This window comes from Micromonospora sp. NPDC049114, from assembly GCF_040648635.1.
GTDB lineage: Bacteria > Actinomycetota > Actinomycetes > Mycobacteriales > Micromonosporaceae > Micromonospora.
On sequence record NZ_JBEZEA010000005.1, the window covers coordinates 289,238 to 309,730 of the forward strand.

Sequence of the window (20,493 nt, forward strand, 5' to 3'; positions counted from 1 at the left end):
CGATGACAGTCACCCTGGCCCCGGCAACCACCGACGCGCACACACCTGACCCGTCCACCCCGCCCGCCCCGACCGTCCGCCGACGTCGGTGGCGGCCAGGGCTACTCACCGCCGGGGCGTACCTGATCCTGCTCGTGGTCGCCGCGGTCTGGCCGGCGGTCCTGGCACCCGGTGACCCGCTCGCGGCGGACCCGCTGAGAGTGCTCGAAGCGCCGAGCGCCGCGCACTGGTTCGGCACCGACCACCTCGGCCGTGACGTGTGGACCCGGGTCGTGCACGGCGCCGGGCACTCGCTCACCATCGGGGTGGCGGCCACGGCGATCGCGGTCACCGGCGGCGTGCTGCTCGGTCTGCTCGCCGGCCTCACCCACCGGCTCGCCGACGAGACCCTCAGCCGCGCCTTCGACGCCATCTCGGCCTTTCCGATCCTGCTCCTGGCGCTGCTGTTCATCGCCGTCGCCGGGCCGGGCACCGTCAGCCTGATCGTCGCCATCGGCGTCGCCACCCTGCCGCACCACGCCCGGGTGGTGCGTGGTCAGACACTGCTCGTCCGCCGCGCCGCGTACGTCGAACAGGCAGTCACCTTCGGTCTGTCCCGGCCCCGGCTGGTGGCGCGGCACGTCCTGCCCAACGTGATCGGCCCGGTGCCGGTTCTCGCGGTGATCGGGCTCGGCGAGGCGATCATGATCGCCGCCGGGCTCAGCTTCCTCGGCATGGGTCCACAGCCGCCGTCGCCCGAGTGGGGGGCGATGCTCTCCGAGGGACGCAACTACCTGCAGGTGGCCTGGTGGATCACCGTCCTGCCCGGCGTCGCCGTCACCGCGACAGTGGTGGCGTTGACTGTCGTCGGGCGGCACTGGCAGACCCGCTTCGACGGGCGGCGGCGCTGATGGCCCCCCTGCTCGCGGTCGAGGACCTGCACGTCGACTTCGAAACCCCCACCGGACGGGTCGCGGCGGTCCGGGGGATCAGCCTCACCGTCGAGCGCGGTGAGTGCGTGGCAATCGTCGGCGAGTCCGGGTCCGGCAAGAGCGTCACCGCCCGTACCCTGGTCGGCCTCGCCGGCCCGGGCGCGACGGTCCGCGCCGCCCGGCTCGACCTTGCCGGTCAGGATGTCCGGGGCCACCGCCCACGGGACTGGCGACGGGTACGCGGACGGCTCGCCGGGCTCGTCCTGCAGGACGCGTTGGTCTCTCTCGACCCGCTGCGCACCGTGGGCGCCGAGATCGGCGAGGTGCTCACCACCCACGGCATCGTCGGCCGCCGCGAACGGGCCGGCCGGGTCACCCACCTGCTCGACGAGGTCCACCTCCCGGAGCCGGAGCGCCGCGCCCGGCAGTACCCGCACCAGCTCTCCGGAGGGCTGCGACAGCGGGCGCTCATCGCCTCGGCGATCGCCGGGGAACCGGCCCTGCTCATCGCCGACGAGCCGACCACCGCGCTGGACGTCACCGTGCAGGCGCAGATCCTGCGGCTGCTCGCCGAGCGGCAGGCAGCCGGGGTGAGCCTGCTGCTGATCAGCCACGATTTGGCGGTGGTCGCCCAGGTCGCCGACCGGGTGCTCGTCATGCGGGACGGTCGGATCGTCGAGCACGGCCCCACCGCAGGACTGCTGCGGGCCCCGGCACATCCGTACACCAGGCAGTTGCTGGCTGCGGTGCCCTCGGCGTCGTCGCGGGGGCACCGGCTCGCCGCCGCCGCGGTTCCGCGGGACGGCGGCGTTGCGCGACGGGAGGCGCTGCCCGCCCGTCCCGAGGTTCGCCCGGACGACACGGTGCTCGACGCGGTCGGGCTGACCAGGAGGTACGCCGACCACACGGTCGTGCGGGACGTCTCCTTCTCCATCGCGCAGGGCGAGACGTTGGGGCTGGTGGGGGAGTCCGGGTCCGGTAAGAGCACCCTGGCCCGGATCGTCGCCGGTCTCCTGACCGCCGACTCCGGCGCGGTCACCTTCGAGAAGGCGCCGTGGTCCGGGGTGCCCGAGCGGAGCCGTCGCCCGCTGCGCCGCCGGCTGCAACTGATCTCCCAGGACCCCCTGAGCTCCTTCGACCCGCGCTACCGCGTGGCCCAGGTCGTCGGGGAGAACCTCGACGCCGACGTCGATCGGGGCGACCGCCGCGACCACGTCGTCGACCTGCTGCGTCGCGTCGGCCTCGGGCCGGAGCTGCTCGACCGGCACCCCCGGCAGCTCTCCGGCGGACAGCGGCAGCGGGTCGCCATCGCCCGCGCGATCGCCCCACGACCCACCCTGATCGTCTGCGACGAACCGGTCTCCGCGCTCGACGTCTCGGTCCAGGCCCAGGTCCTCGACCTGCTGGCCGAGCTGCGGGCCACCGACGGCACGGCGCTGCTCTTCATCTCCCACGACCTGGGCGTGGTGCACCACCTCAGCGACCGCGTGCTGGTCATGCACGACGGCGCGGTGGTCGAGCAGGGCCCGGTCGGCGACGTCTTCACCTACCCCCGGCACGACCACACCCGGTCCCTGCTCGACGCGTTGCCCACGCTCGTCACGACCGGCCGACCGCAGGAGGTACGCCCATGACCGAGAAGACCCTGCACCTGGCCGTGGCACTGGACGGCCTGGGCTGGCACCCGGCCGCCTGGCGGCTCTCGCGGGCCGGCGCGTCCGCGCCGCTGACCGCCCGCTACTGGGCCGGACTCGCCGGCGAGGCCGAGAGCGCCACAGTGGATCTGCTGACCATCGAGGACAGCCTCGACCTCCAGTCGTCGCGGTCCGACGGCCCGGACGGCCGCGCCGACGAGCTCCGGGGGCGCCTCGACGCGGTGCAGATCGCGGCGCGGATCGCCCCGCTGACCCGGCACATCGGGCTGGTCCCGACCACCAGCACCACGCACACCGAACCGTTCCACGTCTCGACGGCCGTGGCCACGCTGGACCACATCAGCGGTGGGCGGGCCGGTTGGCGGCCCCGGGTCTCGGCCCGGCGGGCCGAGGCCGGGCACTTCGGTCGCCGCGAGATCCCCGTGCTGGACCCGGCCCGGCTCGACGAACCGGAGACGTTACGGCTCGTCGGCGACCTCATCGCCGAGGCCGGCGACGCGGTGGAGGTGGTGCGCCGACTCTGGGACAGCTGGCAGGACGACGCCGAGATCCGGGACGTGGCGACCGGCCGCTTCGTGGACCGGGACCGGCTGCACTACGTCGACTTCACCGGGCGGTGGTTCTCCGTCAAGGGCCCCTCCATCGTGCCGCGGTCACCGCAGGGACAGCCGGTGGTCGCCGCGCTGGCCCACTCGTCGGTGCCGTACGCCTTCGCCGCCCGGCACGCCGACGTCGTCTTCGTCACCCCGACCGACCCCGGGCACGTCGCCGCCATCGTCGGGGAGGTCCGGGCGGTCGAGGAGACCGTCGGGCGCAGCGGGCCTCCGCTGCGCGTGCTCGCCGACCTGGTCGTGCTGCTCGACGAGACGCCGACGCTGGCCCGCCGGCGCAGGGCTCGTCTCGACGACCTGCACGGCGCGCGGTTCACGTCGGACGCCGCCCTCTTCTCCGGTACCCCGGGTCAGCTGGTCGACCTGCTGGTCGAGTGGCACCGGGCCGGAGTGGACGGTTTCCGGCTGCGGCCGGCCGTCCTCCCCGACGATCTGACCGCGATCACCCGGGCGCTGGTGCCGGCGCTGCGCGAACGCGGTCTGTTCCGCGCCGCATATCCGGGCGGGACGCTGCGTGGGCTGCTCGGCCTGACCCGACCGGCAAGCCGCTACGCCGTCGCCACGACCGCCTGAGTCTGGAGACCGCCATGCCCAAGCAGATAATCCTGGCCGCGCACTTTCCCGGCGTGAACAACACCACCGTGTGGAGCGATCCGGACTCCGGCAGCCAGATCGACTTCTCCTCCTTCGTCCACCTGGCCCGCACCGCCGAGCGCGGCAAGTTCGACTTCCTCTTCCTCGCCGAAGGGCTTCGTCTGCGCGAGCAGCGTGGCCGCATCCACGACCTGGACGTGGTCGGCCGCCCGGACACGTTGACCCTGCTCTCCGCCCTCGCCGCGGTCACCACCCACCTGGGCCTGGCCGGCACGCTCAACACCACCTTCCGGGAGCCGTACGAGCTGGCCCGGCAGTTGGCCAGCCTCGACCACCTCTCCGGTGGGCGGGCCGCCTGGAACGTCGTCACGACTTCCGACGCGTTCACCGGGGAGAACTTCCGCCGGGGCGGTTACCTCGACCGTTCGCTGCGCTACGAGCGGGCCGCCGAGTTCGTGCGTACCGCCCGGACGCTGTGGGAGTCGTGGCCGGCGGAGGCGATCGTGGGGGACCGGGACACCGGCCGGTACGTCACGGACGCCGACCCGGGCGCCTTCACCCACCACGGCGACCAGTTCGACATCGCCGGGCACTTCACCGTGCCGCGCAGCCCGCAGGTACACCCGGTGATCCTGCAGGCCGGCGACTCGCCCGACGGGCGCGAGTTCGCGGTGTCCAGCGCCGATGCGATCTTCTCCCGACACGGCACCCTGGAGGCCGGTCAGGAGTTCTACCGGGACGTGAAGTCCCGGCTGGCCCGGTACGGCCGTCGCCCCGACGAGTTGAAGATCATTCCCGGGGTCACCTTCGTCCTCGGCGACACCGACGCCGAGGCACAGGAACGCGCCCACCACATCCGCCGCCAGCAGGTCAGCCCGCAGACCGCGATCCTGCTCGTGGAGCAGCTGTGGAACCGGGACCTGTCCGGGTACGACCCCGACGGCCCGCTTCCCGCCGAGGACCCGGACGTCAGTGCCGACACGATCAGCAGGGGCCGGGCCGGCATGTACCCCGACCCGGTCGCCACCGCCCGGCAGTGGCGGGCCCTGGCCGAGGAGAAGGGCCTCGGCATGCGTGACCTGGTCATCGAGGTCACCGGTCGGCAGTCGTTCGTCGGCACCGCGCGGCAGGTCGCCGAGCGGATGAACCACTTCGTGCAGTCCGACGCCGCCGACGGGTTCATCCTGGTGCCGCACCTGACCCCGGGCGGTCTCGACGAGTTCGTCGACCGGGTCGTCCCGCTGTTGCAGGAGCGCGGCGTGTTCCGCGCCGAGTACACCGGCACCACCCTGCGTGACCACCTCGGCCTCGGCCCCGCCCGCCCCCGACCCCGCCGAAAGTGATGGTCGCCGCATGAAGTTCCTGTTGATAACCCTGATCACCCACCTGCCCGATCCGGTCACCGGTCGTCGCCGCAGCACCACCGAGCGGTTCCGCGAGGTGGTGGACACCGCCGTTCTCGCCGAGGAACTCGGCTTCGACGGGTTCGGCGTCGGCGAGCGGCACGAACGTCCCTTCATCTCCTCCTCGCCGCCGGTGGTGCTGAGCCACATAGCGGCCCGGACCGCCACGATCCGGCTCTTCACCGCGGTCACCACCCTGAGCCTGCTCGACCCGGTCCGCGCCTACGAGGACTACGCCACCCTCGACCATCTCTCCGACGGCCGACTCGAACTGATCATCGGCAAGGGCAACGGCGCCGCGCAGGCGCAGCTCTTCCACGTCACCGCCGACGACCAGTGGGACCGCAACCGGGAGGGTTACGAGCTGTTCCGTCGGCTCTGGCGGGAGGAGAAGGTGACCTGGTCCGGGACGTACCGACCGTCGCTGACCGAGGCCGAGACCTGGCCCCGCCCGCTGCAACAGCCCATCCGGGTCTGGCACGGCAGTGCCACCAGCAGGGAGTCGGTCGACCTCGCGGCCCGCCACGGCGATCCGATCTTCTCCGCCAACGTCACCAACCCCATCGAGCCCTACGCTGACCTCATCCGCCACTACCGGGAACGGTGGGTCCACTACGGACACGACCCGGCGGACGCCCTCGTCGGCGCCGGGACCGCGGGGTTCCACGTGGCGCGCACGTCGCAGGAGGCGGTCGAGAGGTATCGGCCGATCTTCGACGCCCGGCTCGCCGCGTTCCGCCGGCTCGGCGTCCCGCCGGTCTTCCACGCCCTGTCCGACGCCATCGAGCGCAGCTCGATGCTTGTGGGAAGTCCGCAGCAGATCATCGACAAGGTGCTGCGCTACCACGAGCGGTTCGGCCACGAGGTCATCCACCTCCAGGCCGACCACGACGGGCTGACCGACAAGCAGCACCGGGAGAGCCTGGAGCTGTTCCAGGCCGAGGTGGCTCCGGTGCTGCGCCGCGAGATTCCCAGCCGCCCGTTCCGCGCGCCGGTGACCGCCGCCACGACGGCCTGACCAGAAACGGGGACCACCATGTCAGCGACCCCTCTGTCCGTTCTCGATCTCTCTCCGGTTCCCGCCGGCGGCACCGTCACCGAGGCGCTGCGCAACACCGTCGACCTGGCCGGCCGGGCCGAGCAGTCCGGCTACCACCGCTACTGGCTGGCCGAGCACCACCTCGCCGCAGGCGTGGCCAGTTCGGCGCCGGCCGTGCTCATCGGGCAGGTGGCCTCGGCCACCAGTGTGCTCCGCGTCGGCTCCGGCGCGGTCCAGGTCGGCCACCGCACCGCCCTGTCGGTGGTCGAGGAGTTCGGCACCCTCGCCGCCCTGTATCCGGGGAGAATCGACCTCGGTCTGGGCCGGTCCGGACAGCGGCGGGTGGAGGCCTCCCGGGAACCCGCCGCGTCCGCTCCGCCGCCGCAGGCCGAGGCCCGGGTGGTCGACGGGCTGCTGATCCCGCCGCCGTTCTCCTACGCCAGCGTGCTCGCCTCTCCACGATTCGCCCTGACCAGCGCGCTGCTGCACCAGCCGGGGGCGCAACCGCCGGCCTTCGCCGACCAGGTGGCCGACGTCCTGGCCCTGCTGCGGGGCGACTACACCGACGCCGACGGCCTGGACGCGCACGCCGTTCCGGGGGAGGGCGCCGACCTGCGGGTGTGGCTGCTGGGCAGCAGCGGCGGGGAGAGCGCACAACTCGCCGGCGCGCTGGGCCTGCCGTTCGCCGCCAACTACCACGTCAGCCCCTCTTCGGTGCTCGACGCGGTCGCCGCCTACCGGGCCGCGTTCCGGCCCTCGGCCGGATTGGCGCAGCCGTACGTGGTGGTCTCCGCCGACGTGGTGGTCGCCGAGACCGACGAGGCCGCACGCCGTCTCTCCGCGCCGTACGGGCCCTGGGTGCGCAGCATCCGCAGTGGCGAGGGCGCCATCCCGTTCCCCAGCCCGGAACGGGCCGCCGCACTGCCCTGGACCGACGCCGACCGTCGGCTCGTCGCGGACCGGGTCGACACGCAGTTCGTCGGATCACCCGGCACGGTCACCGAGCGGCTGCGGACCCTGCGGGACGTCACGGACGCCGACGAGCTGCTGATCACCACGATCACGCACGCGCACGCCGACCGGATCAGCTCCTTCGAGCTGCTCGCCAAGGAGTGGCGGGACTGACCGCGCTCCGCGCCGTCGGCGGCTGCCGGTTCCCCTGGTCGTCGGGGGCTGCCACAATGACTGTGGCGCCCGTCGATACGCCGGGCCCGGGGGAAGCCCTCCGCGGAGCGCGGATGGTGGGGCTCTAACCCGGAGGCCGCGATGGACCTTGTCCCCGACACCAGCGCCCTTTCCAGCCTTGTCGATCTGCTCGGCTCCTGGCCGTCGGCGCCGACCGTGGCCGTCGCCCGGATCGGCGTGGCCGGCGCGAGGACGACGCCTCGGCCCCATAACGCGGGGATACGACCCAGCGGGGATGACCCGCAACATCCATGCATCTCAATATGCTGATCGCTATCTCGACTCGAGGCGCGCTCACAAGGCGTGCCGTCCGGATGCGGAGGAATGCATGGTTCGCTGGCGTACCCTCACCGGCCTGGTGGCCGCCGCGCTGGCCGCGGCCAGCCTCACCCTCGCGGCGCCCGCTGCCGCGGCCGACAACCCCGTCACGCCGAACGTCGTCGGCGGCACCCGCGCCGCGCAGGGTGAGTTCCCGTTCATGGTGCGGCTCTCGATGGGGTGCGGCGGGGCCCTCTACAGCTCCCGGCTGGTGCTCACCGCGGCGCACTGCGTGGGCTCGACCGGCACCAACACCAGCATCACCGCGACACTCGGGACCGTCGACCTCCAGTCGTCCAGCCGGATCACCGTCCGGTCCAACTACGTCTACCGCGCTCCCGGCTACAACGGCTCCGGAAAGGACTGGGCGCTGATCCGCCTGGCCACCCCCGTGACCGGGCTGAGCACGTTGAAGATCGCCACCACTACCGCGTACGACAGCGGCACCTTCACCATCGCCGGCTGGGGCGCCGCGCGCGAGGGCGGCAGCCAGCAGCGGTACCTGCTCAAGGCCACCGTGCCGTTCGTCAGCGACTCCACCTGCAACTCCAACTACGGCGGCGACCTGATCCCCGCCGAGGAGATCTGCGCCGGCTACGCCAGCGGCGGTACGGACACCTGCCAGGGCGACTCGGGTGGCCCGATGTTCCGCCGCGACGCCACCAACGCGTGGGTCCAGGTCGGCATCGTCAGCTGGGGCAACGGTTGCGCCCGACCCAACTACCCGGGCGTCTACACGCAGGTGAGCTACTTCGCCTCGTCGATCGCCTCGGCCGCGGCGAGCCTCGGCGGCTGACGACCCGCTGACGGAGGACCTCGGGCGGCGCGGACGACACGGTCCGGGCCGCCCGGGGGCGTGCTCCGCGGCTGGCGCCGCACGCCCGACCGCGCTGTGGTGGCGCCGGCTCGCGGGTCGGCCGTGGCGCGGCCCGTCCGGCGCGTACCTGTTGGCCGGAGTGGGCCAGCCGACAGATTCGGCGGCCCGTGCGCCGCGTCTCGTCGAGGGCGGCCATGATGGGTCGGTGCAGATCCTGTCCATCCAGTCGTCGGTCGCCTACGGCCATGTCGGCAACTCCGCCGCCGTCTTTCCCCTCCAGCGACTCGGGCACGAGGTCTGGCCCGTCCTGACGGTCCACTTCTCCAACCACACCGGGTACGGCGCGTGGCGCGGGCCGCTGCTGGCCGCCGCCGACGTGGCCGAGGTGATCGCGGGCATCGCCGACCGGGGGGTCCTCGGTGGCGCCGACGCGGTGCTGTCCGGCTACCAGGGTGATCCGGCGATGGGCGCCGTGATCCTGGACGCGGTGGCCCAGGTCAAGGCCGCCAACCCGGCCGCGGTGTACTGCTGCGACCCGGTGATGGGCGACATCGGTCGGGGCATGTTCGTCCGACCCGGCATTCCGGAGTACCTGCGCGACACGGTCGTGCCGCGCGCCGACATCATCACGCCGAACCACTTCGAGTTGGACTTCCTCGCCGGCCGTACGACGTCCACGCTGGCGGAGGTGCTGGAGGCCGTCGACGTCGTTCGCGCCACCGGACCGCGGCACGTCCTGGTCACGAGCGTGCTGCACGGCGACGTGCCGGCGGACGCGCTGGAGGTGGTGGCGGTCTCCGACGAGGGCGCCTGGGCGGTGACCACGCCGCTGCTGCCGATCAATCCGAACGGCGGGGGTGACGTCACGGCAGCGCTGTACCTGGCGCACCTGTTGACCTCCGGCTCACCCGCTACCGCGTTGGAGCGCACCATCTCCTCGGTCTTCGCCGTCCTTGAGGCGACTCTCGCGGCGGGCACCCGGGAGATCCAGCTGGTCGCGGCACAGGACGCGATCGCCGAGCCGCCGGCGAGGTTCACCGCCCGCCGGCTGCGCTGACAGCGTCCGGCGTCGCGAAGCGGCACGGGCGGTCCGCTGTGGCGGCTCAGCGCAGCGCGTCGTCGTGCAGCACCGCGTGCGCGCCGACGGTCTGGTTGACGATCTGGGTCACCCGCACGTCGACGACGACGCTGGCCAGCGCCACCGCGTCCGGTCGGCGGAGGCCGTGCAGCCGTTGCAGCAGGGTCAGCATCCCGTCCAGGGCCATGAACGTCGCGTCGTCGAGGGACGCGCCCACGCCCAGCGTCAGCCAGGCGTCGGCGGTGCGGGCCACCGGGCCGGTGACCGGGAAGTCGTCGCGGACGTCGAAGGTCAGCGTCACCTCGTCCATCGGGCACTCGATCGCCGTACCGCCGACCTCGCCGTCGCCCTGCGCGGCGTGCCCGTCCCCCACCGAGAACAGCGCCCCGTCGACCGGGATCGGCAGCAGCAGGGTGCTGCCGGCGGTCAGGTCCTTGCAGTCCAGGTTGCCGCCGCACGGCCGGGGCGGAATTGTCGAGTGCCTCCCCGGCTCGGCGGGCGGCATGCCGAGCACCCCCATGAACGGGCGCAGCGCCACCGTGTGGCCGTGCTGGTTGCGGCCGGTCAACGCCACCGGGTCCAGCTCCCAGGCGTGCACCACGCCGTCGGCCTCGACGCCGTAGCGCTTGTTGAACCCGCTCGGCCACCCGCCGGCCACAGTCGTTCCCCAGGCGCCCGGGACTATCGCGTCGATGCGTACCGCGAGGGTCTGGCCGGCCCGCGCGCCGCGGACCGCTACCGGCCCGGTCAGCGCATGCCCGTGATCGGGCCGGTGCTGCGGGACCCGGGGCCGGTCCCGGTTCGCTCCGCCCGGGTAGGGGCCGGCCGACCACCAGCAGTCCAGGGTGCGGTAGGTGACGGTGTCGCCGGGGTCGATGGTGAGGGCCGGCGGACTGTCGGGGGAGAAGTGACCGTGCAGGGTCTCGTCACCGGGTGCGAGGGTGTGTCGCATCCGCGCAGGCTACGTGCTGGCGCGGCGCGGCGCGACCGCTCCGGGGCGGCCGACGCGCCCGGCGGCGGCGTGTGAGCCGGTGCGCGGCCGGCCCAGAACGGGCCGGCCGCGCAGGTGAGCCGTCGGTCAGTCGACGGTGGGCGCTGCCGTCCTGGCCGCCTCGGCCAGCGCCGCGGCGGCGCCGGCGTACGGGTTGTAGCTGTAGCTGCGTGCCAGCCCGGCCGGGACCGTGAAGTACTCGGCGGACAGCTTCGCCGGGTCGCTGGCCAGCTCGCCGCGCGCGGGTACGTCGTTGCCGTCGTCCCAGCCCCAGGGGGCGTTCGCGGAGTTCGCCGAGCAGCTCCAGGTGCCCGAGCCGCAGTCGCCGGAGGTGTCGCCGGCGAACGTGCCGAGGCTGGCGAACAGGTTCGCGTTGGTCCGCTGCGCCCACAGACCCCCGGCGGCGAAGATGTCGACGAGCTGGTACCGCACGTCGCGGTCGTCGCCGCTGCTCGGCGTCTCGGCCACCGTCGACGGGTAGTAGACCAGGCCGTCGCCGTTGATGGCGTACTGCGGATACGCCTTCAGGCCGTGCCCCTGCGCCTCCTGCGCGGTCACCGGGTGCGCGAAGGAGTCGTGCGGTGAGGTCTGGAACTGCAGGGTGCCGTCGACGCTCTCCCGGCCACTGGTCCAGGTGCTGCCGGCCGGCGTGTACGAGTAGAAGTCGCTGTGCGCGACAGTCACCGCGCCGCGCAGGACGCCGTACGGGGTACCGTCGCGCTCGATCGCGAAGAGAACTCCCTCGCCGTCGTTCTCGTGTTCGGTCTCGAAGAACGGGTGATCGGTCCAGTCCCGCGGGTGGAAGAACAGGTACGTGATGTACCAGTGGGTGCTCGTCTCCACGACCGAGTAGTACGCGTGCGCCGCGAGGGAGGTGCCGGACTGGCCGGCACGGTCCCAGTTGTTGCGCCCGGACAGGTCGCCGTCGAAGTCCACGGCGGTGAGATAGTCGGACTGACCGCCCAGGGCGTGGGTGCCGGTGGCGTCGACGTCCTGGTAGTGCACGGGCGCCCAGCGCAGGGCCAGCTCGGCACGGCTGACGGCGGCGGTGGCGGGTGCCGGCGCCGCGAGCGGGGCGACGGTGAGTGCCGCCACGGCGGCCGTCGCGGTCAGTGCCCTCGCCACCCGGGATCGCCGGTTCGTGCTGCTTCTGTCACGCATGGTGTGCTCCCGCGTCGAATTGACAGGCCACGATGGATGATCGTCGGTTCAGGGGACCGGCACGTGTCCCCGCGGCGAGGAGCAGGCAGCCGCTTCTCGACGGGCTCGCGTCGACGACCCGCTGCCGCCGCCGCTCACCGGTGGGCGCGCTTGTATCGACGGTTGTCGAATGCGATGCTGTGCTTCGCGCGCTCGGGGAGCCGGCGCGTCAGGTCTTTTCCGGATGCGGGGACGCGCGAGGTGGTCACACCACCCGCGCCGGGCAGTCCTCGTCAGCGGCCGCATGCCGATCGCCGTCGGGCGGCCGCCGCACGTCCGGCCCCGCACGGTCGGTCGCCCATCCTCGACCGCGACGGCGACGGTCTTCCCGGAGGTACCGATGCTCCGCATCTTCCTGGCAGTCACGACCATGGCGTTGGCCGGCTGGGCCGGCACGACCGGCTCCGCCGAGGCCGCGCCGGCCCCCACGCCCGTACCCACCCTGTCGCCGTCACCGACCCCGACCTGCCCGCCGGCCCTACCGATAGGCGTGTCGGTGACCGCGGTGACCACCACGAGCGTGACGCTGTCGTACTCGATCCTGTTCCGCCCGCCCTGCGGTTACAACCCGCCGATGACCGTCAGCCTCTTCGCCAGCCGGGAGGACGCCCAACAGTGGCAGGCGCCGGTGGCCCAGGCCGTCACCGGGCCCGAGACCAACGGGACCGTCACCATCGGCCAGCTGACGCCCGACACCGAGTACTGGTACCGGGTCAGTGACGCCGATGGCCGGCGGGACCCGTACATGATCGGACCGGCCCGGACCGCCGCGCTGGCGGCGTGCCGGGCGACGGCCACCATCGACTCCCGCTGGGGCACCGGTTTCGTCGCCACGGTGACGGTGCGCAGCACCGGCACGCAGGCGCTGGACGGGTGGAGCGTCTCCTGGCGGTGGGCCGGCGACGAGCGCATCCAGACGGTCTGGCGCGGGGTCGCCGAGACGGCCGGCGCCGACGTCACGGTCCGCAACGCCTCCTACAACGGGACGCTCGCGCCGGGCGGCGCGACGACGTTCGGCCTGCTCGTGACCACCAGCGCGGTTCCCGACGCTCTGCTGCTGGCCTGCGGTCGCTGACCGGTGACCGGGCCGTGGCCCGCGCCCGTCAGGGTTTGCGGGCCACGGCGCCGTAGGCGTCGATCCCCTCGGCGTCGGCGTCGTCCGGGCGCCACAACGGGATCGGCACGAGGCCGGGCTCCACCATCGTCAGCCCGGAGAAGCAGCTGGCGAGATCCGTCGGGCTGCGCAGGATGTACGGCACACCACCGTTCTCGGCCAACCGCTGCGCGCCGGAGACCACCGCCGGACTGGTGTTGGTGCCATCCCAGAGCACCAGGTGGCTGCCGGACGCGGTCGCGTCCATCGTCCGAGCGACGATCGAGCGCACCACGGCCAGGTCCGGCTCGTACCCCAGCACACCCATGAACATGACAGCGATCGGTTGGTCGAAGTCCAGCGTCCGCGCCGCCTCGGCGAGGATCCTCTCCGGGTCGTGGTAGTCGGCCGGGACGTACGTGGTGACGCCCTGCGCGGTCGTGCTGGCCAGCAACGCGCGCGCGTGCACGAGGACCATCGGGTCGTTGTCGACGTAGACGATCCGCGAGTCGGGCGCGACGCCCTGGGCGACCGCGTGGGTGTTCTGCATGGTGGGCAGGCCCGTGCCGATGTCCAGGAACTGCCGGATACCCGCCTCGGCGGCCAGATGGCGTACGGCCCGCACCAGGAACCGGCGGGACTGCTGTGCCATCAGGACGATCTCCGGGTAGACCTCGGCGACCGCGTCACCGGCCGCCCGATCGGACTGGAAGTTGTCCTTGCCGCCCATCCAGTAGTTCCAGATCCGCGCCGCGTGCGGCACGTCGGGCGCAAGCGTCGCGGTGAGTTCGGCGTCCGGGCCGGCCATGCCAGGCTCCAATCGGGGGTTCGACGGCGGGGGTGGCGCCTCAAGGTGTCCACTATCGACGGTGACGGTCCGGGCCGGGTCGCCCGTTGTTACGCGGGCGACCCGGCGACGGGTCACGGCGCGTCCACGACCTCCCGGCCCAGCGGCCAGAACGCGGCCGGGACGAGCTTGAAGTTGGCGATGCCGAAGGGAATTCCGATGATCGTGACGCAGAGCGCGATGCCCGCGAGAATGTGCGACAGGGCGAGCCACCAGCCCGCCAGCACCACCCACAGCACGTTCGCCAGCCCGGAGCCGACGCCCGCACCCGGCTTGGGCACCAGGGTGCGACCGAAGGGCCACAACGAGTAGACAGCGAGGCGCAACGAGGCGACGCCGAACGGGATGGTGACGACCAGGACGAAGCAGACCAGCGCGGCGAAGCCGTAGCCGATCGCCAGCACGAGGCCACCACCGAAGATGAGCCACAGGACGTTCAGGACGAAGCGAATCACCCCTTCAGCATGAGCGACGCGCGCCACCGGACGGCCGGCGGCCGTCAGTCCGGCAGCCCTGCGCAGGCCACCCCGTCGATCGTGCACGCCGTGGGCGTCGCGCCGACCGCCGCGCCGTTGACCCGGAACGTCACCCGGACCGAGGCGCTGCCCGGCACCTGCCCGGCGCTCCCGTCCGGCACGAACGTCCACACCGCGCCGTCCTGCGTGGCCCGCGCGCCCTGGACCGCGCTGACGCGCAGCGACTCCCGGGGCAGCGTGATGGCCAGCGTCCACTGTGCCACCGGAGCCGGCCCCGGATTGCTGACCGTCACGGCGGCGCCGTAGCTGAGCAGGGCCTTCTCCTCGATCGCGAAGTCGGCGGCGAGCGCGGCCGGGGTCGGCGACGCCGACGAGGGGGTCACCGCCGGCGCGCTGGTCGGCGGCTCGGCGTGCGGCGGGGCCGCGCTTGCCGACGGCGGCGCGGACGTGGGCGGGCTGCTGGCCGCCGGTATCGCCTGCCCCCGGGGCGTACCCGCCGCCGGGGTGCCCAACTGGTCCACCGACGGGGGCGGATCGAGGGTCACCGGCGCCAACTGCTCCGGCGTACGCACCACGCCGATGATGGAGACCACCGTCGCCACCACCACGCCGAGCGCCGCGAGCACGGCGATCCAGGTGGCCCGCGACACATCGCCCCGGCCGGTGACCACCCGCCGTACGGCTGCGGCGGCGGCCACGATCCGGTCCAGCAGAATGATCGCCACAGTACGCCGTGGCTGCGGCGGTGTTGCCGGCACTGCCTCTCCCCTTCACTTCATCACCGGACGCCAACCCGCGACCCATGGATCGCGGTGGCACCCGACCCGTCACAGGGCGCGCAACCCGACAAGTATCGACTCGAGCAGCTCCTGCGACGGCAGCTCCGACAGCGTCGGTGGTTCGTGCGTCTCGACCAGACCCGCCCCGAGCAGGTCACCGAGGAGGACCCGGACGGTGCCCAGGGGCAGATCCAGCTCGGCGCTGACCTCGGCCACCGACACTGGATGGTGACACAGCTCGACGATGCGCGCCTGTTCGGGGAAGAGTGCCGTGGGTGGTGTGGCCGACCGCCGCGCGACGACCAGCGAGATGAGGTCGAAGCGGCCCCGCTCGGGAGCGGTGCGCCCACCGGTCATCGTGTACGGACGGGCCACCGGGCCGGCGTCGTCGTCGTACCACGCCTCGTCAGCGAAGTTGGCGCTGTGCACCGGATTCCCCGCTTCTCGCCGCGGAGGCGGGGCTCAGGGTGATCGGCAGGTGCCGTTCGGCCTGCCCCACGAAGAGCGCGACCTCGTACGCCATGTCACCCACCTCGGTCTCGTCGCCGGCGATCCGGACGGTGAGGATCGTCCCGTTTCCGATGGTGGCGACGAACAGGAACGCCCGCGACATCTGCACGACGATCTGACGCAGCCCGCCCGCGTCGCAGGTGCGGGTGGCGGCCAGCCCCAACGCCAGCAGGCCGGCGACCACGCCGGAGATCTGTTCGGCCAGCTTCGCCTCCACCCGTCGGGAACTGCCGAGCGGGAGCCCGTCCGGGGAGAGCACCACGGCGAACTCCGCCCCGCGTACCCGGTCGACCAGACGGTCCAGCGCGCCGGTCAGGCTGTCCGCGGTGACCACTGCATGCGTCATCGATGTCTCCTCGTTGCTCTCGTTACCGGCAGCTCGACGGTGTCGGGGCCGGTGCTGCCGGGTTCGGGCCACCTCGGCCCGGATTCGGGCCCGGCGGCCCGGGACTGGCGGACCCGCATCGGCAACTCGCCCGTGCCGCCCGCCCCGCCCGTCCTGGCCGCGTCGGGCCCGCCGTGACCCGGCCGGTGCGCGGGCCCGGGGACCGCCACGGCAGGTCCGCCGGTCACCGTGACCAGTTCCGCAGGCAGGTGCACGATCGCGGCCGTCCCGCCGCGCCGACTGGGCCGCAACGTGACGCGGGCACCGCAGCGGGCGGCCAGCAGGGCGACCGTGTGCAACCCCGTGGCGTCGGCGGGCGGGTGGGTGGGCGGGTTCGTGAGCAGGTGATTGGCCTCGCTCAACGCGGTCTCGTCGAGGCCGGGACCGTCGTCGACCACCACGACCGCGCAGCCGTGCGGCCGGTGCTCACCAGCGACCCGGACTGTGGTGTCGGTGCCCGAGAAGGTCAGGGCGTTCTCGATCAGCTCGGCCAGCAGGTGCACGACGTCCGTGACGGCGGGCCCGGCGAGCGACCACGGCCAGTGTGGCGCGACCAGGACGCGGTGGTATTCCGGCACCTCGGCGACCGCGCCGCGCGTGACGTCGAGCAGGGGGACCGGACGTCGCCAGCGGCGGGCCGGGGTCGCGCCGGCGAGGGTGATCACCTTCTCGACGTTGCGGCGGATCCGGGTGGTGAGGTGGTCGAGCTGGAACAGCTCGTCGGCCTCCTCGGCGCTGCGCTCCCGCCGCTGCATCGCGTCCAGCAGGTCGAGCTGATCGCGCAGCAGGACCTGGTTGTGCCGGGTGACCCGCACCAACAGGTCCCCGGCGCGACGGTCCTCGACCGGCCCGCCGCCGGTCGGGCCGCTGCCGGTCTGGCCGCTGCCGGTCTGGTCGCCGGGTGGCTGGTCGTCGGCGGGTGGTGCCGGCACTGGCTCGGGCCGGCTCGGGTCGGCGCCCGGGCGGGCCCGCCCGTCGCTCAGACGGCGCACGGTGGCGGCCCAGCCGAGCAGCACCGCCAGCACGGCGATCAGCCCGAGCCCCACCACCGCGCCGGTCCGCCCGACGATCACCGCCGCCCCCGGCGTGGCCCGTTCGACGCTCCCGCGGGCGGTGGTCGTCACCAGCTCGTGCAGAGCGCCGAGCGCGGCGTCCACCGTCGTCCGCCAGTCCGCCGCGCTGATCCCGCGCAGCGCGTCGGCCCGGTCCGTCCGCAGCAGCACGTCCTCCACCGCGAGCAGGCCCGCGAACTCCGGGGCCGCTGCGAGACGCTGATGCGCGCCCCGGCCACCGGCCGGCAGGCCGGCCGCCGCCTCGGCGCGGGCGTACCGCTGGGTGGTCACCAGCTCGACCAGCCGGCGCCGCTCCTCGGCGGTGATCCGACCGCTCAGGACGGCCGCGCTGATCAGGGTGTCCTCCCGGGCGAGCAGCTCGCGGGCGCGGGCCAGCGCGATCACCGCGCGGGTCTCGATCGCCAACCTGCTCTCGTACGCGCCCCACTCCGGTCCGTACACGTCGAAGGCGGCGTCGACGAGCTGGTCGTACCCGTCGGTCGCCTTGGTGCGGTCGAGGTACCCGGCGTCCACCTGGGACCGGACGGCGCCGAGCCCGTTCAACCGCCGCACGAGCGCCTCGGCCCGATCACGCACCGCCCCGGCGCTGAGCAGGCGCAGATCGCGGCCGGCCGGAAACGCCCGGACGTCCGCCGTCGCCCGGTCGGTCACCTCGCGGGCCCCGGCCAGCGCGGTCCGCGCCGGCGCCGACCCGGCCAGCGCCTCGGCGGTCACCCGGCGCTCGGTCTGCAGGCTGAGGATCAGCCGGTCGATGGGCTGGCCCAGGGTGTCGGCCAGGGTCCGCACCCGCAGCAGGTCGACCGCGTCCTGACCGGTCAGGTAGGCCGCGTACGACCAGAGTGTGAGCAGCACCGCCGCCGCGGCGATGAACCGGACCCGCAGTCGCCGTTCGGGGGTGTGCGTCACGTCGCGCTCCGCCCGGTTCGCGGTGACCCGTGGCACGTCCGGCTCATCGCGCCGACCGCTGCGGCCAGGGCTGCCCGGCGGCGTCGCTGGCCCGGTCGGCGACGACGGTCCGCAGCAGGGCCAGCAGCTCGGCACGGTTCGCGCAGTTCAGCCGGTTGCGCATGCGGGCCACGTGGTGCTCCACGGTCTTCGCCGAGATGAAGAGCCGATCACCGATCTCCCGGTAGGTCAGCCCGGCCAGCACCAGCTCGGCCACCTCGTACTCCCGGTCGCTGAGCCCCTGCTGGGTGGGGGCGGCGATGGCGTCGGCCGCCGGGGTGGCGCTCTCGCCGGCGGTCGGTCGCGGCCCGCCGGTGGCGGCGGCCGGCCGGCCCTGGAGCACGCGGGCGCATTCCAGCAGGGTGGTCATCGCCCGCCGGTCCGAGGTGCGGATCGCGGCCTGCCCGGCGAGGCGCGCGCCGTCCCAGCACAGTCCGGTGTCGTGCAGGCCGCGGGCGGCGGCCTCCACCCGCACTGGGTCGACCACGCCCCGCAGCACCTCGACCCAGCTCTCGGCGGCCGCGGCGACAACTGCGGCGTAGCGGCTGTGGTCGGCGGCGGCCAGCAGGGCGGCGACGTGGTCGTCGGCGGCCGTCGGCTCGCCGCTCAGGATGGCCGCGTGCAACCCGCTCCAGTGCAGCGGAACGCTCCACAGTGCCGGAGCGCCGAGCCGGTCGAGCAGCGCGCGACCCTCCCGCAGGTACGGTGCCAACCGGGCCGCGTCGCCCAGTCGTGCGCCCGCGATGGCCAGTTCGCCAAGTGGCAGCAGCGTGAACAGGTCGACGGGATGGCGGACCACCGCCTCCAGGGCCTGCCCCCACCCCCGCTTGAGCGCGCCGAGGTCGCTGGTGCGCCGACCGATGCCCATCCGCAACGCGGCGGCGAAGAGCAGGTCACGGGACTCCAACGGCCGTTCGTCGGCGGTCACCGTGGCGAGGCGTTCGGCGGCGGCGAGCGTCTGGCCCCGGACCATCAGGATCCAGGCCTGCAACAGCCGGTGCCGGCGGGCCATCAGCGGACCGCCGACCCCGGCGGCCTGCGCCCGGTGCAGCACCTGCTCGGCGATGTCCAGCTCGCCCGAGTGCACGGCGGTCAGGGCGGCCAGCGCGGCGGGACTGTCCGGCAGGAGCGCCGCCCGGCCGTCCGGCTCCAGCAGCGCGGCGGCCTGCACGAGCGCGGAGAGCGCGGCGCTCGGCGTGCCGGTGACGCTCTCGCGGACGCCCTGGGCCATCAGCCGGGCGGCGCTGGCGTGCAGCGTGGGCGGTTCGCCGGCCGACTCGTCCACCGGCGGACCGGCTGCGGTCAGGTCGCCGGTGGCGAGCCCGCCGACGGTGGCGTACGCCAGCGACGATGCGGTGCCCGACCAGCGGTACAGCTCGACGCTGCGGCCGGTGTGGCCGCGGTGCGCCAGAGCGGTGGCGGCCACCACTGCTGCCTCGGCGCGGTCCGTCGGATCGGCTGCGGCCAGCAGCCGGTCCGCCAGGCGCAGCGCGTCGTCGAGGTTGCCGGCGAGCGCGGCGGCGAGCGCCTGCCGGGCGCTCGTCGGGTGTCCGGCCGCGGTTGCGGCGGCGAACAGATCGGCGGCGAAGGCCGGCTCGTCGGCAAGCGCCTCCTGCGCCGCCGCGGCAAGCGTCGGGGCGGGGCAGTCGCCGAGCACGCCCACCGCGAGCAGCGAGCGCACCAGCGGCAGCACCGGGCCGCCCCGGGCGAGCTGCAACTCGGTGAGGCGACGCCAGACCGCGCTGCGTTCGGTGGCCGGGCTGAGTGTGGTGACGGCCCGCCGGACGATCGGCGTGAGCCGGCCGTCGGCGCCGATCAGCCCGGCGGCCCGGGTCGTGGCGATCAGCTCGTCGACCGCCTCCGGCTCCTGGTCGAGCAGCGGGCCGAGCATGGTCACCGGCAGCGGTACGCCGGCTGCGACCGCGAGCAGCAGCCGTCGTACGGCGGTGGGCTGGATCTCCAGCTCCGGGGCGAACTCGAGGACGACGGACCGGGGCGGTTCGGTCGGGGCGCTGCTCAGGGCCGGGACCGCGCGCAGGCCACGGGTCAGCCGCTCGACGTCGCGGGGGACGCCACCGGTCTGCGTGTGCACGTAGTCGACCAGGTCGCCACGGTGCGCCAGCTCGGGCGCCGCGGCGGCGAGGTGGGCCGCGGTCTGCTCCCGCCCGTACGGGCCGAGCAGCACGGCCTGCCCTTCACGGCGCAGCACGTCGGTCAGCTCGGAGAGGGCCACCGACCGGGGCCAGGGCCGGTGGGCGACGACCAGTCGGTGCCGTCGGGTGGCGACCAGATCCAGCAGCACGCCGACCCGCTCGTCGTCGAGCAGGTGCGCGTCGTCGACCAGCAGCAGCTCGGCCGGGTCGACGGGATCGGTCGGCTCCGGTACGCCCGTGCGTACGGTGAGCCCGGCCCGTCGCCCGATGCGCGTCAGCTCGGCGAGCAGCGCGGTCTTGCCGTGGCCGGCGGGACCGGCCAGGCCGACCAGGAGCGGGCCGGTCGGATCGTCGGCGACCCGGTCCAGCAGGGCCTTGGGCGCTCTGCCGAGCACCAGTCGGGACTCGACGACGTCATTCATGATCATTG

The 20,493-nt window shown here is 73.8% G+C and carries 18 protein-coding genes; 9 read left to right on the forward strand and 9 right to left on the reverse strand.

Annotated elements, in window-relative coordinates; genetic code table 11:
* Nucleotides 1-2: 2 nt before the first annotated feature.
* From AB0B39_RS18145 to pdxY, 8 genes are all read left to right on the forward strand, one after another.
* Entirely contained in the window at nucleotides 3-890 is an 888-nt protein-coding gene (locus AB0B39_RS18145; RefSeq protein WP_357574864.1) for an ABC transporter permease, read from the forward strand.
* The gene (locus AB0B39_RS18150) at nucleotides 890-2,545 is read left to right on the forward strand and encodes an ABC transporter ATP-binding protein (protein WP_357574865.1); all 1,656 of its coding nucleotides are present in this window, start codon (nucleotides 890-892) and stop codon (nucleotides 2,543-2,545) included. The genes AB0B39_RS18145 and AB0B39_RS18150 overlap by 1 nt, the downstream gene beginning before the upstream one ends.
* A complete protein-coding gene (locus AB0B39_RS18155) occupies nucleotides 2,542-3,750 on the forward strand; it encodes an LLM class flavin-dependent oxidoreductase (RefSeq protein WP_357574866.1) in 1,209 nt (402 codons plus the stop codon). Before AB0B39_RS18150 ends, AB0B39_RS18155 begins: the two co-directional genes overlap by 4 nt.
* 14 nt (nucleotides 3,751-3,764) lie before the next feature.
* On the forward strand, nucleotides 3,765-5,114 hold the full coding sequence (locus AB0B39_RS18160) for an NtaA/DmoA family FMN-dependent monooxygenase (protein WP_357489652.1): 1,350 nt from the start codon (nucleotides 3,765-3,767) through the stop codon (nucleotides 5,112-5,114).
* 10 nt (nucleotides 5,115-5,124) lie between these two features.
* On the forward strand, nucleotides 5,125-6,192 hold the full coding sequence (locus AB0B39_RS18165) for an LLM class flavin-dependent oxidoreductase (RefSeq protein ID WP_357574867.1): 1,068 nt from the start codon (nucleotides 5,125-5,127) through the stop codon (nucleotides 6,190-6,192).
* Between the two features lie 18 nt (nucleotides 6,193-6,210).
* Nucleotides 6,211-7,338: an LLM class flavin-dependent oxidoreductase gene (locus tag AB0B39_RS18170; protein ID WP_357574868.1), complete on the forward strand. Its 1,128-nt coding sequence runs from the start codon at nucleotides 6,211-6,213 to the stop codon at nucleotides 7,336-7,338.
* Nucleotides 7,339-7,726: 388 nt separating this feature from the next.
* Nucleotides 7,727-8,512, forward strand: a complete 786-nt coding sequence (locus tag AB0B39_RS18175) for a serine protease (protein ID WP_357574869.1) — start codon at nucleotides 7,727-7,729, stop codon at nucleotides 8,510-8,512.
* Nucleotides 8,513-8,738: 226 nt separating this feature from the next.
* Nucleotides 8,739-9,590: a pyridoxal kinase PdxY gene (pdxY, locus tag AB0B39_RS18180; protein WP_234581724.1), complete on the forward strand. Its 852-nt coding sequence runs from the start codon at nucleotides 8,739-8,741 to the stop codon at nucleotides 9,588-9,590.
* 46 nt (nucleotides 9,591-9,636) lie between these two features.
* On the opposite strand, the gene AB0B39_RS18185 is transcribed toward pdxY, so the two are convergent.
* Both AB0B39_RS18185 and AB0B39_RS18190 read right to left on the reverse strand, forming a co-directional pair.
* Nucleotides 9,637-10,563: an acetamidase/formamidase family protein gene (locus AB0B39_RS18185; RefSeq protein ID WP_357574870.1), complete on the reverse strand. Its 927-nt coding sequence runs from the start codon at nucleotides 10,561-10,563 to the stop codon at nucleotides 9,637-9,639.
* A gap of 126 nt (nucleotides 10,564-10,689) precedes the next feature.
* The gene (locus AB0B39_RS18190; RefSeq protein WP_357489662.1) at nucleotides 10,690-11,763 is read right to left on the reverse strand and encodes a hypothetical protein; all 1,074 of its coding nucleotides are present in this window, start codon (nucleotides 11,761-11,763) and stop codon (nucleotides 10,690-10,692) included.
* Nucleotides 11,764-12,142: 379 nt separating this feature from the next.
* Between AB0B39_RS18190 and AB0B39_RS18195 the strand changes: the two genes are divergently transcribed.
* A complete protein-coding gene (locus tag AB0B39_RS18195; protein ID WP_357574871.1) occupies nucleotides 12,143-12,877 on the forward strand; it encodes a cellulose binding domain-containing protein in 735 nt (244 codons plus the stop codon).
* A gap of 28 nt (nucleotides 12,878-12,905) precedes the next feature.
* Here the strand turns inward: AB0B39_RS18195 and AB0B39_RS18200 are convergent, their stop codons facing one another.
* The 7 genes from AB0B39_RS18200 to AB0B39_RS18230 form a co-directional block, all read right to left on the reverse strand.
* Complete coding sequence (locus tag AB0B39_RS18200; protein WP_357574872.1) at nucleotides 12,906-13,703, reverse strand: SAM-dependent methyltransferase; 798 nt, start codon at nucleotides 13,701-13,703, stop codon at nucleotides 12,906-12,908.
* Nucleotides 13,704-13,816: 113 nt separating this feature from the next.
* Nucleotides 13,817-14,197 (reverse strand): YccF domain-containing protein, encoded by a 381-nt coding sequence (locus AB0B39_RS18205; RefSeq protein ID WP_234581719.1) that lies wholly within the window; start codon nucleotides 14,195-14,197, stop codon nucleotides 13,817-13,819.
* A 44-nt stretch (nucleotides 14,198-14,241) separates the two neighbouring features.
* Nucleotides 14,242-14,976 (reverse strand): cellulose binding domain-containing protein, encoded by a 735-nt coding sequence (locus AB0B39_RS18210; RefSeq protein ID WP_357489669.1) that lies wholly within the window; start codon nucleotides 14,974-14,976, stop codon nucleotides 14,242-14,244.
* A gap of 69 nt (nucleotides 14,977-15,045) precedes the next feature.
* Nucleotides 15,046-15,426: a DUF742 domain-containing protein gene (locus AB0B39_RS18215; RefSeq protein WP_357574873.1), complete on the reverse strand. Its 381-nt coding sequence runs from the start codon at nucleotides 15,424-15,426 to the stop codon at nucleotides 15,046-15,048.
* Nucleotides 15,404-15,853, reverse strand: coding sequence for a roadblock/LC7 domain-containing protein (locus AB0B39_RS18220; RefSeq protein ID WP_234581717.1), 450 nt, complete (start codon nucleotides 15,851-15,853; stop codon nucleotides 15,404-15,406). Before AB0B39_RS18220 ends, AB0B39_RS18215 begins: the two co-directional genes overlap by 23 nt.
* On the reverse strand, nucleotides 15,850-17,871 hold the full coding sequence (locus tag AB0B39_RS18225) for a nitrate- and nitrite sensing domain-containing protein (RefSeq protein ID WP_357574874.1): 2,022 nt from the start codon (nucleotides 17,869-17,871) through the stop codon (nucleotides 15,850-15,852). Before AB0B39_RS18225 ends, AB0B39_RS18220 begins: the two co-directional genes overlap by 4 nt.
* A 43-nt stretch (nucleotides 17,872-17,914) precedes the next feature.
* Entirely contained in the window at nucleotides 17,915-20,491 is a 2,577-nt protein-coding gene (locus AB0B39_RS18230) for a LuxR C-terminal-related transcriptional regulator (RefSeq protein ID WP_357574875.1), read from the reverse strand.
* Between the last annotated feature and the right edge of the window lie 2 nt (nucleotides 20,492-20,493).